This is a genomic window from Kitasatospora sp. NPDC001683 (assembly GCF_053596495.1).
On the sequence record NZ_JBSFGK010000034.1, the window covers coordinates 68,299 to 83,213 of the forward strand.

At 74.0% G+C, this 14,915-nt stretch carries 13 protein-coding genes and 1 pseudogene; 9 read left to right on the forward strand and 5 right to left on the reverse strand.

Annotation, left to right across the window (positions count from 1 at the left end):
* Window positions 1-96: 96 nt before the first annotated feature.
* From ACWCYO_RS20010 to ACWCYO_RS20020, 3 genes are all read left to right on the forward strand, one after another.
* Window positions 97-1,920 (forward strand): phospholipase C, encoded by a 1,824-nt coding sequence (locus ACWCYO_RS20010; protein WP_449784953.1) that lies wholly within the window; start codon window positions 97-99, stop codon window positions 1,918-1,920.
* Window positions 1,921-2,025: 105 nt separating this feature from the next.
* Window positions 2,026-2,970 carry a TAXI family TRAP transporter solute-binding subunit gene (locus ACWCYO_RS20015; protein ID WP_270149743.1) on the forward strand — a complete coding sequence of 315 codons (945 nt, stop codon included), beginning with the start codon at window positions 2,026-2,028 and terminating at the stop codon, window positions 2,968-2,970.
* A 166-nt stretch (window positions 2,971-3,136) separates the two neighbouring features.
* Window positions 3,137-3,832 carry a hypothetical protein gene (locus ACWCYO_RS20020; RefSeq protein WP_449784954.1) on the forward strand — a complete coding sequence of 232 codons (696 nt, stop codon included), beginning with the start codon at window positions 3,137-3,139 and terminating at the stop codon, window positions 3,830-3,832.
* Here ACWCYO_RS20020 and ACWCYO_RS20025 read toward each other — a convergent pair.
* The 3 genes from ACWCYO_RS20025 to ACWCYO_RS20035 are packed head-to-tail and all read right to left on the reverse strand — an operon-like array spanning window position 3,816 to window position 7,265.
* Entirely contained in the window at window positions 3,816-5,210 is a 1,395-nt protein-coding gene (locus ACWCYO_RS20025; RefSeq protein ID WP_449784955.1) for an ATP-binding protein, read from the reverse strand. The genes ACWCYO_RS20020 and ACWCYO_RS20025 overlap by 17 nt on opposite strands.
* A complete protein-coding gene (locus ACWCYO_RS20030; RefSeq protein WP_449784956.1) occupies window positions 5,207-5,881 on the reverse strand; it encodes a response regulator transcription factor in 675 nt (224 codons plus the stop codon). The genes ACWCYO_RS20025 and ACWCYO_RS20030 overlap by 4 nt, the downstream gene beginning before the upstream one ends.
* A gap of 25 nt (window positions 5,882-5,906) precedes the next feature.
* The gene (locus ACWCYO_RS20035) at window positions 5,907-7,265 is read right to left on the reverse strand and encodes an MFS transporter (RefSeq protein WP_449784957.1); all 1,359 of its coding nucleotides are present in this window, start codon (window positions 7,263-7,265) and stop codon (window positions 5,907-5,909) included.
* 248 nt (window positions 7,266-7,513) lie between these two features.
* Here ACWCYO_RS20035 and ACWCYO_RS20040 point away from each other — a divergent pair, with 248 nt between their 5' ends.
* Window positions 7,514-8,263, forward strand: a complete 750-nt coding sequence (locus ACWCYO_RS20040; protein ID WP_449784958.1) for a VTT domain-containing protein — start codon at window positions 7,514-7,516, stop codon at window positions 8,261-8,263.
* 68 nt (window positions 8,264-8,331) lie between these two features.
* Here the strand turns inward: ACWCYO_RS20040 and ACWCYO_RS20045 are convergent, their stop codons facing one another.
* A complete protein-coding gene (locus ACWCYO_RS20045; protein ID WP_449784959.1) occupies window positions 8,332-9,894 on the reverse strand; it encodes an alpha/beta fold hydrolase in 1,563 nt (520 codons plus the stop codon).
* A gap of 357 nt (window positions 9,895-10,251) precedes the next feature.
* Here ACWCYO_RS20045 and ACWCYO_RS20050 point away from each other — a divergent pair, with 357 nt between their 5' ends.
* From ACWCYO_RS20050 to ACWCYO_RS20060, 3 genes are all read left to right on the forward strand, one after another.
* Window positions 10,252-10,920, forward strand: a complete 669-nt coding sequence (locus tag ACWCYO_RS20050) for a Tat pathway signal sequence domain protein (RefSeq protein WP_449784960.1) — start codon at window positions 10,252-10,254, stop codon at window positions 10,918-10,920.
* Window positions 10,921-11,034: 114 nt separating this feature from the next.
* Window positions 11,035-12,288 carry a threonine/serine exporter family protein gene (locus ACWCYO_RS20055; RefSeq protein WP_449784961.1) on the forward strand — a complete coding sequence of 418 codons (1,254 nt, stop codon included), beginning with the start codon at window positions 11,035-11,037 and terminating at the stop codon, window positions 12,286-12,288.
* A gap of 54 nt (window positions 12,289-12,342) precedes the next feature.
* A complete protein-coding gene (locus ACWCYO_RS20060; RefSeq protein ID WP_270149726.1) occupies window positions 12,343-12,735 on the forward strand; it encodes a DUF302 domain-containing protein in 393 nt (130 codons plus the stop codon).
* Window positions 12,736-12,761: 26 nt separating this feature from the next.
* On the opposite strand, the gene ACWCYO_RS20065 is transcribed toward ACWCYO_RS20060, so the two are convergent.
* Window positions 12,762-13,916: a PP2C family protein-serine/threonine phosphatase gene (locus ACWCYO_RS20065; protein ID WP_449784962.1), complete on the reverse strand. Its 1,155-nt coding sequence runs from the start codon at window positions 13,914-13,916 to the stop codon at window positions 12,762-12,764.
* 227 nt (window positions 13,917-14,143) lie between these two features.
* On the opposite strand from ACWCYO_RS20065, the gene ACWCYO_RS20070 reads away from it, so the two are divergent.
* Together ACWCYO_RS20070 and ACWCYO_RS20075 are read left to right on the forward strand one after the other, a co-directional pair.
* Complete coding sequence (locus tag ACWCYO_RS20070; protein WP_449784963.1) at window positions 14,144-14,479, forward strand: GNAT family N-acetyltransferase; 336 nt, start codon at window positions 14,144-14,146, stop codon at window positions 14,477-14,479.
* A 242-nt stretch (window positions 14,480-14,721) separates the two neighbouring features.
* A pseudogene (locus tag ACWCYO_RS20075) lies at window positions 14,722-14,915 on the forward strand (IS30 family transposase); the annotation flags it as partial.

Here is a 14,915-nt window from a genome sequence, read left to right on the forward strand (position 1 = left end):
CCGCTACGCTCTAGCGTCTAGCCGCCGCGCCGCGAGAGCTACGCGCGTCACGGCCCCCTTCTGACACGTATGACGATGACGTCCGAGGAACCGACCATGCACGCAGTCCCCACCCGTAACAGGTGGCTCCGCTACGGTGCCGGCCTGATCGGCGCGGCCTCGCTGGCCGCCTTCGGCGGTGCGCCCGCGGCCTTCGCGGCCGACGGCACGCAGACCGCCACCCCGATCAAGCACCTGGTGGTGATCTTCCAGGAGAACGTCTCCTTCGACCACTACTTCGGCACCTACCCGAACGCGGCCAACACCGCCGACGACAAGGTGAAGTTCACCGCCAAGCCCGACACCCCGAAGGTGGACGGCCTCAGCGACGACCTGCTGCACAAGAACCCGAACCGGAACAACCCGCAGCGGCTGGGCCCGGCGCAGGCCGTCACCTGCGACCAGGACCACACCTACAAGGACGAGCAGCTCGCCTTCGACGGCGGCAAGATGGACAAGTTCGTCGAGCACACCGACGTCGAGAGCTGCAAGCCCCCGATGTACACCGCGCCCGGCCTGGTGATGGACTACTACGACGGCAACACCGTCACCGGCTACTGGAACTACGCCCAGCGCTTCGCGATGAGCGACAACTCCTTCGGCACCAACTACGGGCCCTCCACCCCCGGCGCGATCAACCTGGTCTCCGGCCAGCTGCACGGCGGCTACCCGGTCGACCCGAAGACCGGCCAGCAGACCACCGACGCCTACGTGGTCGCCTCCCCGGACGCCAAGGGCATAGGCACCGTCATCAACGACCCCGACCCGGGCTACGACGACTGCTCCAACCCCAAGCACAACCAGCTGGTCATGACCGGCAAGAACATCGGCGACCTGCTCAACGAGAAGGGCGTCAGCTGGGGCTGGTTCCAGGGCGGCTTCAAGCCGACCGGCACCAAGGACGGCAAGGCCGCCTGCGAGTCCGCGCACGACAACATCGCGGGCGTCTCGCAGACCGACTACAACCCGCACCACGAGCCCTTCCAGTACTACAAGTCCACGGCGAACCCGAAGCACCTCGCGCCGAAGAACGTGGACGAGATCGGCCACGACGGCCAGGCCAACCACCAGTACGACCTGACCGACTTCGACGCCGCCCTCCAGCACGGCAACCTGCCCGCCGTCAGCTACCTCAAGGCCGCCAACTACCAGGACGGCCACGCCGGTTACTCCGACCCGCTGGACGAGCAGCACTTCGTCGTCGACACCCTGAACAAGGTGCAGAAGTCCAAGGACTGGGCCTCCACCGCCGTCGTCATCGCCTACGACGACTCGGACGGCTGGTACGACCACAAGTTCGCCGAGCCCGTCAACGGCTCGCGCGACGCCGCCAATGACAGCCTGAGCGGCCCCGGCCAGTGCGGCAAGGACGCCGGCTGGGGCGGCTACGCCGACCGCTGCGGCTTCGGCCCGCGCCTGCCGCTGCTGGTGGCCTCCCCGTACGCCAAGTCCAACTTCGTCGACCACACCCAGACCGACCAGACCTCGATCCTGCGCTTCGTCGAGGACAACTGGAAGACCGGCCGGATCGGCGACTACTCCTTCGACGAGCACGCCGGCTCCATCGAGGGCATGTTCGACTTCAAGAACCCGCAGTCGGCCACGCTGATCCTCGACCCGACCACCGGCCAGCCGGTCGGCGGCGACACCCCGAGCGGCCAGCCCACCGGCGGCTCGGCCACCACCCCGGCCGGCTCGGCGACCTCCACCGACGGCAGCACCGCCGTCGCCGGGGCCACCAGCAGCGTCTCCGGCCCGCCGCTGGCCGAGACCGGCGCCGACTCCAACACCGGGCCGATCGCGGCCGGGGCCGTCGCCCTGCTGGCGGTCGGCGGCGGCGCGGTCTTCCTCGCCCGCCGCAAGCGCGGCCGCCGCGCCTGACGCCCGGCCGCACCTCGCACCACCCCGGCACCGCCGGGTCCTCGCCCCGAGGACCCGGCGGTGTCCGCGTTCAACCGAGACGCGCGACGGGCTATCCTTCCCGCAATGACCGCCACCGCCCCGCGCCGCCGCACCGTGCTCGGCGCGGCCCTCGTGGCGGCCCTGACCGCCGGCTGCTCGGGCGGGGAAGGGCCGGTGCGCTCGCTGCGGCTGGCGACCGGCCCCGAGGGCGGTCCGTACAACGCCTTCGGGCGCTCCTTCACCGAGGCCGTGACGGCGAGCGGGTGGCTGACCCTCACCCCGGTGAGCAGCGCCGCCAGCGTGGACAACCTCCAGCAACTCGCCGACGGCACCGTGGACCTCGCGCTCACCACGGCGGACGTCGCCGAGGACGCGGTGCTGGGCCACGACACCTTCGACCGCCCGCTCGGCCTGACCGCCCTGGCCCGGGTGTACGTCAACTACCTGCACCTGCTGGCCCCCGCCGACGGTCCGGTGCGCGAACTCGCCGACCTGGCGGGCCGCCGGGTGGCGACCGGCGCGGTCGGCTCCGGCCTCCAGGTGACGGCCGCGCGGCTGCTGCGCGAGGCGGGGATCGGCGTGCGGCAGCAGTCGCTCGGGCTGGCCGAGTCGCTGGCCGCGCTGCGCACCGGCACGTTGGACGCGGTGTTCTGGTCCGGTGGCGTGCCGACACCCGCCGTGTCCGCGCTCGCCGGGGAGCTGCCGCTGCGGTTCGTGCCGCTGGACGCGGTCGCCGCGCCGCTGCGCGAGCGCTACGGCCCGGTCTACACGGTGGTCACCCTGCCCGCCGGCGCGTACGGCCTGGGCAACCCGGTCGCCACCCTCGGCGTCGGCGACTACCTGACCGCCCGCCCGGGCGTGCCCGAGGACGCCGTCCGGCAGTTGCTCGGCATCCTCTTCGACCAGTGGGCCACCCTGCTGCGGTCCGTGACGGCGGGGGCCCGGCTGGAGCCCCGGTTCGCCGTCTCCACCGGGGCCGTCCCGCTCCATCCGGGGGCGGTGGCCTACTACCGCTCGGTGTACGGGTGACGGGCTCGGCGGAGAGCGTGACGGACCGGTGACACGGAAGGCTCCGTTCCGTCGACTGCCCGGACTACCTTCGATCGTGCACGCCGTTCCGTCGCCCACCGCTCCCCGTCCGGGTCGGCGCGGTCAACGGGCTGTCCCTCACCCGTACTTCGCGCAGGAGACCCGCATGCCCTTCTCGACGACCCGCCGCGCCCCCGCCGTCCGCACGCTGGCCGGCACCGTCCTGGCCGCCGCTCTGCTGGTGTCCGCCGCCACGGCCTGCAGCAGCTCGTCCGACGCGCCTGGCACCGCCGCGCCGACCACCACCATCGCCGTCACCCCGACCCCCGGCGCCTCCACCGCGCCCAGCGCCACCGCCACACCGCCGGCCTCGCCCGGCACGCACGGCACCACCGCCTCGGCCACCCCGACCGGCTCGCACCGCAGCACCCCGCCGGCGAGCAGCGGCAAGGGGACGAAGAGCCAGCCCCTCCCGGACGGCAGCAAGGTCGAGATCCAGCAGCTCGGCGACCAGCACTACGTCGCCAGGATCGTCCACGACGGCCAGGTCCTCGGCACGGTCGAGGCGAACGGCCACGACGCCGGTGTGGACGCCAACGACATGTTCGTCGTGCTCGCGCTGGACGGCACGGTCCACGCCTGGATGGGCGGCTCCCACCAGGGCCCCGGCACCTTCGAGCTCGCGGGCGGCTGGACGGCCAAGGTCACCAAGGTCGGCGAACTCCACTACCGCGCCGACATCATCGGCAACGACAACGCGGTGATGGGCACCATGGAGGCCAACCAGCACGACGACGGCCTCGACGCCAACGGCGTCTACATCGTGCTCGGCGCCGGCGGCGAGATCAGCGCCCACGCATGAGCCCGGTGTCCCGGACCCCGGGCAGTCCGAACTCGACGGTCAGTCCGTGCGGGCTGGTCGCGCCGACGGTCAGCGATCCGCCGCAGGCGCGGGCCAGTTCGTCCGCGATGGCCAGGCCGAGGCCGGTGCCGGGGACGTTCTGGTGCTCCGGTGCCCGGGCGAAACGCCGTAGCAGCATGGGCAGTTGGTCCGCCGGAACACCGGGGCCGGTGTCGGTGACCCGGACCACCGAACCCCCCTCGGGCGCGGCGGCGGCCACCACCCGGACGCGCTCCCCCGCCGGTACGAACTTGCTCGCGTTGTCCAGCAGCGCGTCCAGGATCCGCCCGGTCGCATCGGGGAGCCCGAGGGCCCGCAGCCCCGGCTCGACGTCCGCCGTCAGGTCCAGCCCGCCCGCCTCGAACACCGGCGTCCAGGCGGCCACCCGCTCGGTCACCGCCGCGGACACGTCCTGCTCCTCGACCGGTGCGATGGCCGCCTCCAGCCGGGCCAACGCCAGCAGGCCGTCCAGCAGTTCGCCCAGCCGGTCCGCCTCGTCCAGGGCCAGGGCGTGAGCCTGCCGTCCGGGGCCCGGCCGGACGTGCGGTTCGGCGTTCTCCAGTTGCAGCACCAGGGTGGCCAGCGGGTTGCGCAGCTGGTGGGAGGCGTCGGCGACGAAGTCCCGCTGGCGGCGCAGCGATTCGGCGACGGTCTGTGCCATGCCGTCGAAGTTCCTTCGCAGCCGCCGCAGTTCGGGCGGGCCGGTGTCGGAGGCGACGCGCAGTTCGAAGCGCCCGCCCGCCACGGTGGCGACCGCGCGGTCGAGTTCGTGGACGGGTCGCAGCAGCCAGCGGGCGATCCCGGCCGCGACCAGCGCGGCGGCGCCGAAGGCGGTGACGGCGCCGGCCGAGATCAGCACCCAGCGCACCAGCACGTCGTGCCGCGCGGCGTCGGTGGGGACGGTCAACAGAACGGCACCGCCCACCCGTTCGTCCTGGCCGACCGGTTCGGCCAGCACCACGCGGGCCGGGCCCCAGGGGCGGACGGTGGGCAGTTCCTCGGTGGAGCGGCCGGTGAGGGCGCGGTCCTGGGCCTGCCGCGCGGCGGTGCCGCCCGGGGCTGGTCCGGCCCGGCCGACGATGTGCCCGGCGGTGTCGACCACGGTCACGGCGGCGCCGTAGAGCTGGGCGTAGCGGGTGAGTTCGGCGTCGAGTTCGCGGCGGTCGGCGTCGGTGCGGATCCGGTCGGCGAGCTCGGCGAAGCGCACGCCGTCGGCCCGGCGCTGCAGCAGCAGGTGCTCGGTGCGGCCGCGGGCGTAGGAGTCGGCCAGTGGCAGGGCGAGCAGCAGCACGGCGGTGCCGATGAGCGCGGTGAGCACGGCCAGCAGGCGGCGCCTCACGGACCGTCCAGTGCGCCGAGCTGGTAGCCGTAGCCGCGGATGGTGCGGACCAGTCCGGCCCGCGCGGTCTTGGCCCGGATGCCGGCCACGTGCACGTCCAGTGAGCGCGAGGAGGCGAGGAAGGCGTCGCCCCAGATCCGGTCGAGGATCTCCTCGCGCGAGCGGACGTCGCCGGGCTGGGCGGCGAGCAGGGCGAGGACGTCGAACTCCCGGCGGGTGAGCCGGACGGGCGTGCCGTCGACGGTCACCGTGCGGGCGGCCAGGTCGATCGCCACGTCGCCGGTGCGCACCTGCCGCTGGCCGCCGGCCTGTTCGGAAGCGGAACTGCGGCGGCGCACGGTGTCGATCCGGGCGAGGAGTTCGCCCATCCGGAACGGCTTGACCACGTAGTCGTCGGCGCCGGCCCGCAGGCCCTGGAGGACGTCGCGCTCCTCGCTGCGCGCGGTGACCACGATCAGCGGCAGACTGCACACCGTGCGGAGCTTGCGGAGCAGCTCGATGCCGTCCAGGTCGGGCAGCCCGAGGTCGAGCAGGATGAACTCGGCCTCCCGGGCGTGCCGCAGCGCCTCCGCGGCGCGGACCACCCGGCGCACGGTGTGGCCGCGCCGGGCGAGCGCGGTGGCGAGGGCCTGGGCCATCCGGTCGTCGTCCTCGACGAGCAGCATGTGCATGGACCCCTCCCCACCTGTGAGGTCACTACCGTACGGCCTCGGCCGCGGCGGCCGCCGTCGGGGCTCCCTCGGGGCTGAGCACCGCGTGCCGGGTGTCCGGCATCAGGACGTAGGCGACCAGGGAGACCAGCGCGCAGCCGGAGACGTACCAGAAGAAGCCGGACTCGTGCCCGCTGTTCTTGAACCAGAGCGCGATGTACTCGGCGGTGCCGCCGAAGAGCGCGTTGGCGAGGGCGTACGGGAGGGCGACGCCGAGGGCGCGGATCCGGGTGGGGAACAGTTCGGCCTTCACGGCCGCGTTGATCGAGGTGTAGCCGGTGACGATGACCAGCGCGACCAGCGAGAGCCCGAGCGCGGACCAGTAGCCGGAGGCCGAGCCGAGCGCGGTCATCAGCGGGTAGGTGCCGACGGTGCAGCCGAGCGCGAAGGTGATCAGCAGCGGGCGGCGGCCGATCCGGTCGGAGAGCAGGCCGGCCAGCGGCTGGATCGCGGCGAAGACGGCGAGCGCGGTGAAGCTGACCAGGGTGGCGGTGTTCTTGGCGAGCCCGGCGCTGCCGATCAGGTACTTGGTCAGGTAGGTGGTGTACGTGTAGTAGGCGACGGTGCCGCCGAGGGTGAGGGCCATCACCAGGACGGCCTGGCGCCGGTGTTCCCACAGGCTGCGCAGGGTGCCCCGGGCGCCGTCCTGCTCCCGGCCGCCGGCCGCGGCGGTGAAGGCCTCGGTCTCCGGCAGCCGGCGGCGCAGCCACAGCACCACGCCGGCGAAGACGGCGCCGAGCAGGAACGGCACCCGCCAGCCCCAGGAGTGCAGTTGGGCGCTGCTGAGGGTGTGCTGCATGACGATGAGGATGCCGAGGCCGAGGAGCTGGCCGCAGGTCATCGACACGTACTGGAAGGAGGAGCCGAGGCCGCGCCGGTTCGGTGCGGAGGCCTCGGTCAGGTAGGTGGCGCTGGCCGCGTACTCGCCGCCGATGCTCATGCCCTGGAGCAGCCGGGCGAGCAGCAGCACGACGGCGCCGAGGTAGCCGGCCTGGGCGTAGGTCGGGGCGGCGGCGATCAGCACGGCGGCCGCGGACATCATGGTGACGGTCAGGGTGAGGGCGCTCTTGCGGCCGTGCCGGTCGGCGGCCCGGCCGAGCAGCCAGCCGCCGACCGGGCGCATCAGGAAGCCGACCGCGAAGATGCCGGCGGTGTTCATCAGCTTCGCGGTGGAGTTGCTGCCGGGGAAGAAGTCGTCGGCGAAGTAGACGGCGAAGCTGGCGTAGACGAACCAGTCGTACCACTCCACCAGGTTGCCCAGCGACCCGCCGACCAGGGCGAGCCGCCGCCGGGCGCGCTCCTCGCCGGGCGGCTGCGGACGGACGGCGGCGGCGGACGGGGACATGGCGGCTCCCGGGATCTGGTGCGGCGGGTGGGTGCCCCAGAGCGTGCCGCCGCCCGCCGGACGGCGGCAAGGACCGCCGCGCAGATCTAACGTTCCGCTAAGGAAGCCGGCCAGCGGGCCCTCCCCCGCCCGCCGGGCCGTCCTCTCCCCCGTCCGCCGGGCCGTCCCTCCCGGCCCGCCGGGGCGGGCGGGGCGACAAGCGTTACATTGGGGCGGAAAGGGGCCCGATCACCGACGAGGTGTGGCCGATGGACACGATCACCGACTGGCTGCGCAGCCTGTCCGGCCCGGTCGTGTACGCGGCCGTCGGCGGCATGGTCTTCGCCGAGGACGCCCTGTTCTTCAGCTTCTTCATCCCCGGCGAGACCGCCGCCGTCCTCGGCGGCTTCATCGCCCACCAGGGCAGCGTCTCGCTCGGCTGGATGGTCCTGGTGGTGGTCTGCGCGGCCGTCCTCGGGGACTCCGCCGGCTACGAGATCGGCCGCCACCTCGGCCCGGCGATCCTGCGCACCCGCCCGCTGCGGCGCCACGAGAAGCAGGCCGACACCGTGCAGGACCTGATCCGCCGGCGCGGGCCGGCCGCCGTCTTCCTCGGCCGCTTCATCGCCTTCGTCCGCCCGCTGGTGCCCTCGCTGGCCGGGATGGCCCGCATGCCGTACCGCCGGTTCCTGTTCTACAACGCCCTCGGCGGGCTCGCCTGGGGCGTCGGCTTCACCCTCCTGGGCTACTTCGCCGGAGCCGCCTACGCCAAGGTGGAGGGCACCGTCGGCCGGGTCGCCGCCGTCACGATCGCCGTGGTCGTCGCCGTCACCCTGCTGGTCTGGTACCTGCGGCGGCACCGTGCGCAGGGCCCCGAGCCGTCCGACGATCGGTCGGACGAGCAGTCCGACGATCGGTCGGACGAGCAGTCCGACGAGCAATCCGACGAGCAATCCGACGAGCAGTCCGGCAAGCAGTCCGACGAGCGGTCCGACGACCGCGGCGGCCGGAAGCCCTGAACCGGCCGGCCCCGACCGGCACGGGGGTTCCCGCCCCCTCGGATCGGGGCCGACCTGATCAGCGACCGCTACTGGAACGGCCGCCGGTCCGGGGCGCAGACCTGGCCGGGCGGCGGCAGTTCCCCGTCCACCAGGTAGCGCTCCTCGTAGCCGGACGCGCAGCCGCTCGGGTTGCCGAGCACGGTGTGCCCGTCGCCGTCCACGGTCAGCAGCCGGCCGCGGGCGAGGGTGTCGGCCAGAGCGCGGGAGCCCTCGTACGGCCAGGCCGGGTCGTCGGTGTTGGCGACGACCAGGACGGGCGCGGCGGTACGCCGGTCCCACGGCCCGGTGTAGCGGTCCCGGGTGGCCTCGGCGGGCCAGGCGGCGCAGCGCTGGGTCTGCCAGACCCAGAACGGACCGAGGTCGCCGGAGCGAGCCCCGGCGAGGTCGGCGAGCGCCGGGTAGTCCGCGCTCGCGGGCGGGTCGGCGGTGTCGGCGCACAGCACGCCGAGGACCTGGGTCTGCCGGGACGGTGCGCCGGTCGGCAGCGGCGCCGCCGGGGTGTCGGGGGCGGTCCACAGGCTCTGCAGCTGCTGGCCCAGGCCGGCCCAGCCTGTGGTGCCGAGCTGCGGCACCGGCTGGGCCGAGTACAGCAGCAGCGCGACGGCGGACACGGCGGTCGCCCGGTCGTAGGCCTGCGGCCCGGTGCCGACGGTGACCGGCCCGCGGTCCAGGCGGTCCATCAGTTCGGCGAACTTGGCCCGGGTCGCCGCCGGACTGCCCGCCGAGAAGGCACAGTTCGCCGGATCGGCGGCGCCGCAGCGGTCGAGGAAGGCGTCGAGGGTGCGGGCCGAGCCGAGGTCGCTGCCGGTGCGCAGGAAGGGCGGCAGCGCGGCGTCCTGCGGGGCGCGGCCGGTGGACCAGGCGACCGGGTCGACGGCGCTGTCCAGGACCATGGCGCGCACCCGCCCCGGGAAGAGGTTGGCGTACGTGGCGCCCAGGTACGTTCCGTACGAGGTGGCGAGGTAGTTCAGCCGCCGGTCGCCGACGGCCCGGCGCAGCAGGTCCAGGTCGTGGGCGACGTCCGCGGTGGACAGGTGGGCGAGCAGACCGGTCCGGTCGTTCTCGGCGCACTGCCGGCCCAGTCGGGCGTAGGTGTCGGCCCACCGCGACTGCTGCTCCGCGCCGACGGGGTAGCCGGCCGGAAGGCCGCCGAGCAGGGCCTGTTCGGCGGCCTGGTCCGGGAAGCACCGCAGCGTGGTGGAGGCACCGACGCCGCGCGGGTCGAAGCTGACGAGGTCGAAGCGCTTGCGCACCTGCTCGGGGAAGAACGGGGCCACGGCGGGCAGGGCCTCGGTGCCCGGGATCGCCGGGCCGCCCGGGTTGTAGAACAGGGTGCCGATCCGGTGCGCCTGGTCGTCGGCGGGGCGGCGGATGAGCGCCAGCTCGATGGAGCGGCCGTGCGGGTCCCGGTAGTCCAGCGGCACCTGGGCCGTGTCGCACTGGAAGCCGGGGGTGCAGGGCTTCGTCCAGGTCAGCTTCGGCACCGGCGGGGCGGGCGCGGCGGCCGAGGCCGCGGCCGGGGTGAGGCCGGCCAACAGCAGGCCGGCGGCTGCGGCGCGGAGGGTGGCGGTGAGGCGAGGTCGGGGCACGGGCGGCTCTCTCGTCGGTCGCAGGAGTCGGATGCATCACAGGAATCACCGCAGTCGAGTGGCTCTGGGGAGTCTCAGGAGTCTTCCGACCGGACGTGACGGAGTCTTCCGCCCGCCGCTGTCAGCACGCTGTCGGATCGCTTTCGGCCACTGTCGGATCGCTGTCACGCCGCTGCCGCCGTGAGCGGGCGCGATGCTTTCGGCAAAGCCTTGTTGACGAAAAGTCAGCAACTTGTCCGCAGTGCCTTGACGGCGCACCGACACGGTCCTAGAACGTAGTCAGCTCCCCGATCCCCCACCTTCCGGGAGCAGCGAAAGGTCGTCTTCTCGCCCCCTCACCGAGGAAGAGGCTGTCCCATGCGCGCACTCCCCCGCTGGACCGTACCGGCCGCCCTCGCCGCCCTCGCCCTGGCCGCGGCGGTCCCCGCCTCCGCCGCCCCGGCCGACGCCGGACCCGTGCTGACCGCCGGTGGCAGCGCCGTCGCGGCCGGCGACGCCCTGGCCGCACCGCTCGCCGCCGGCACCAGCGCCACCTTCTACTCGACCACCACCAGCACCACTGGTGTCACCTGCGCCACCTCCCAGTACTCCGCCACCGTGCTGACCAACCCGGCTGCCCCGGGCGTCGCGACCGAGTCCCTGACCGGGCTCACCTTCGACTCCTGCACCGCCAACGTCACCGGCGTCACCTCGGTGCAGAGCCTCACCGTCGACACCCTCCCCTACGGCGTCTCGGTCGACGACGGGACCGGCCTGCCGGTCACCCTCACCGGTGGCAGCGCCGGCCCGATCCAGGCCACCGCCGTCCTCGACAGCTGGTTCGGCACCATCACCTGCACCTACCAGCTCAGCGGCGCCTTCACCGGCAGCGCCGACAACGGCAGCAACGGTCTGACCTTCACCAACGAGCACTTCGCCAAGAGCGGCGGCTCCGGCCTCTGCCCCGCCGACGGGTACTTCTCGGCCGGCTACGGCCCGGTCACCGACACCAGCCAGTCCGGCGCTCCGGCGGTCACCGTGAACTGATCCGTGCCCCGCGCAGCCCGTCCGGGTCGTCCACAACTGATCGACCCGGGCGGGACGAACGATCAGACCAGGGCAGAGTCGGACCGATCCGGGTGGGATGGGACGATACCTGCCATGTCTAGCAAGTCTCCATCGGTCCGGGGCGACGAAGCCCCACCGGACCCGCTCCGCCGCCTGCTGCTCGAACTGGGCGAAGCCCTGCTGGGCGGGGGCCTTCCCGTCCACGACGTCGAGGAGGAGCTCCGCGGGCTGGGGCGGGCGCTGGGGGCTCCCGACGTACGCGTCGCCGCACTCACCAACGGGCTGTTCGTCGCCCTCGACCCGACGGAGGCCACCCGCTTCCAGCCGGTCGACGCCGCGCTGCGGTTCGAGCAGACCGCGGACGTCCTCCACCTGGTGCACCGGCTGCGCTCGGGCGAGCTGGACGGGCCCCGGGCGCTGGCCGAACTGGACGGCATCCGCCGGGCACCCGCCCGCTGGCCCGCCTGGGTCGCCGACCTGGGGGCGCTTCCGGTCGGCGTGGGCGTCTGCCTGTTCCTCCAGCCCGTGACGGCGAACGTGCTGGCCGCGGGGGCCGGTTCGCTGATCGTGGCGGGCCTGACCATGTTGGCGCGCCGACTGCCCCGGCTGCGCCCGCTGCTGCCCGTGACGGCCGGGTTCCTGGTGGCACTGCTCGTCCTGTCGCTCACCCGGGCCGGCCTGCTGGACGGGCCGCTGCGCACCATCGTGGCCACCCTGGCGATCCTGCTGCCCGGCGGGTTGCTGGTCACCGGGCTGTCGGAGGTCGCCGCGGGCGCCGCCAGCGCCGGGACGGCCCGGCTGGTGTCCGGCGCGGTGCAGCTCGCACTGTTCCTCGCCGGGGTGGCCGCGGCCACCACCGCGATCGGCATGCCGGCCAGCGCGCTGGCCAACACCCAGGTGTCCGAGCCGAGTTGGTGGGTGATCGGGATCGGACTGGCGATCGCCGTGGCGGGCGTCGTGGTCAACGTCGCCACCCCGCCCTCGGCGATCCCGTGGATCGTCGCGGTGATCGCGGTCAGCGTCACCGTCCAGGTGGCGGTCGGACAGGTCCACGGGGCCGCGATCGGCGGCCTGGCCGGCGCGGTCAGCGCCGCGGTCGCGGCCACCGTCGTGCACTGGCTGCCGGGCGGCCCGCTCTGGCAGGTGCTCTACCTCCCGGCGTTCTGGATCGTGGTGCCGGGCTCCTTCGGACTGCTCAACACCGCGCAGATCGAGGTCGGCAACGGGGCGCAGTCGGTGCTGGCCGCCGTGTCCGCGGTGTTCGGGGTGTCGATCGGCACCCTGATCGGCTCGGTGATCAGCCGCATCCCGCGCCCCACGCTCGCCGTCCCCCAGCTGCGGGCCTGACCGGGGCCGGTCGATACTGGGCGACGGGCGAATGACGCAGCCCGAGGAGGAATCGTGGACTACGGACTCGGCGTCCGGCTCGACCGGCCGTTCCAGCAGGCGGTGGCGGACGTCACCGCCGCGCTGAAGGAGCAGGGCTTCGGCGTGCTGACCACCATCGACGTACGGGCGACCCTGCACGACAAGCTCGGCGCGGAGCTGGAGGACTACCTGATCCTCGGCGCCTGCAACCCGGCCCTCGCCCACCGGGCGCTCAACGCCGACCGCCGGATCGGGCTGCTGCTGCCCTGCAACGTGGTGGTCCGCCGGGACGGCGACGCCACCGTGGTCGAGGCCGTCGACCCGCAGACCCTGGTCACCCTGGCGGGCCCCGACGGCGGCCTGGCCGAGGTCGCCGGTGAGGCGGCCCGGCGGCTGGCCGCGGCCCTCGCCTCCCTCCCCGGCTGACCGCGCACCCACCGCCTGCGCTGCGCTCAGCCGGAGTCCGCACCGACGCTGCGCCGGACGGCGAGCAGCGCGGTGTCGTCCGTCCGGCGACCGCCGGTGTGCCGGACGACGGCGGCGGCGACGGCCTCCACCAAGTGCTCGGGCACGGTGGCCCCGGGCCGCCGCACCAGCTCCTCCAGCTGCGACCGGAGGGCGAAGAAGGTGCCCTGCCGGTCCCGGGCCTCGGTCACCCCGTCCGAGACGATCAGGACGGTCTCGTCCCGGCCCAGCCGCAGCCGCTGGACCGCGGGCAGTCCGTCGGCCAGCTGGGTGAGCCCGAGCGGCACGCCGTTGCCGTGCGGCAGCTGCCGGACGCCGGCCGGGCCCAGCACGTGCGGGCTGTCGTGGCCGAAGTTGACCAGCTCGATCTCCTCCGGGGCGTCCTCGGGGAACCAGATGACCACCGCGGTGACGAACCGCTCCTCCGGCTCCCCCAGCCGCGAGGCCAGCAGGTTGTGCCGGTGCACCCGTTCCTCCAGCCGGGCGGCGAGGGTCGCCAGGTCCGCCTCGCGGAAGGCGGCCTCCCGGAAGCAGCCGACCAGGGCCGCCGCCGCGGAGACCGCCGGCAGTCCCTTCCCCTGGACGTCGCCGAGGACCACCCGGGCACCGTACGGCGTGGCCACCACGTCGTAGAAGTCGCCGCCCACCCGGGCCTCGACGTCCGCGGCCAGGTAGCGGGCCGCCGAGTCCACCCCGCCCCAGCCCGGCGGCACCGGGCGCAGCACCACCTGCCGGGTGGCCTCGGCGGCGCCCTGGAGGTGGCGGACATAGGTGGCGGCCCGGGCCCGGAAGACGCTGAGCGGCAGCGCGAGGACGCCTCCGGCGACCACCAGGAGGAAGTCCTCGATCCCCTGGGACTTGGCCCAGATGCTGTCCAGGGCGGGGTAGGCGGCGACCACCAGGCAGGAGAACAGCACCGTGGCCGCCGGACCGCAGAGCCCGGCGGCCACCACGGGCACCAGGGCCAGCCAGCTGATGGACGCGAACGACCTGGGCGTGAGCGCGTCCACGACCACCACCGCCACCAGCAGCACCGCGGGGATCAGCCAGGAGCGGTGTCCGTACCGGACCAGCGCCGGCAGCGGTGCGACGCCCGACCCCGACGGCGGCAGCCGAGTCGCCTTCGCGGAACGCACCCGCATCCCGCCCCTCCACTCCTCCGGTGTTCCGCCGACGTCCCGCCAACGTTAGGCGGCTGGGCGCGCCGGGGCACCAGGATCGGCCCTGCGGTCTCCGCCCATCGCCCGGCCGGCCCAACCGGCCCGCTCGCCTCGACCCGCCGGGCCCGACCCACCCGGCCCGCGGTCAAGGACTACCCCGACCCCGCACCAGAAGCCCGTACGGGCCCCGCGAACGAAAGGCCTCCGCGATGAGCACCCCCGGCACCCCCGTCGTCGAGCGGTCGGACGCCCTGCACCGGTACGAGATCCGGATCGACGGCGAACTCGCCGGCTTCACCGAGTACCTGGACCTCGACGGGCAGCGCGTCTTCTACCACACCCTGGTCGAGGAGGCCTTCGCCGGCCGCGGTCTGGCCGGGCAGCTGGTCCAGGAGGCGCTGACGGACGTGCGCGCCGCCGGGAAGCGGATCGTCCCGGTCTGCCCGTACGTGGCCAAGTTCCTGATCAAGCACGACGAGTTCGCCGACATGACCGACGAGGTCACCCCGGAGGTCAAGGACTGGCTGCGCACCCGGCTGCGGTAGCCGCCACAGCCGTTCCCGCCGGCCCGGGGTGGTGGGTCTTCGGGCGCTCGACAGTGCTCCCGGCCGGCGGCCGGGGCCGGGTGCTCTACCCGCGCTTCGACGGCCACCTCGGCCTGATCACGGGCCGGGCCTGAGCGCCGGTCCGAGCGGAGCGCGCACGCACAGGGCCCCGCCGGGCGCTCGCCGCCCTTCGGTTCTAACGGTCCTCGCAACACCCGCGATCTGCGGGAGTTGCGAGGACCGTGGGCGTTGAGCGTGATCTTGCCGGGTTGCGGGAGCGTTTCGTTGCGCGGCTGGATGTCGTGGGGAACGTGACCGTGGTGGCGCGTGAGCTGGGGGTAAACCGGAATACCGCTTTCGGCTGGGCCAGGAAGGCCGGGCGGCGTTCGGAGCGCGTGCCGCGCAGGCATCCTGGGCGGGACGAGTACGAGCGGCT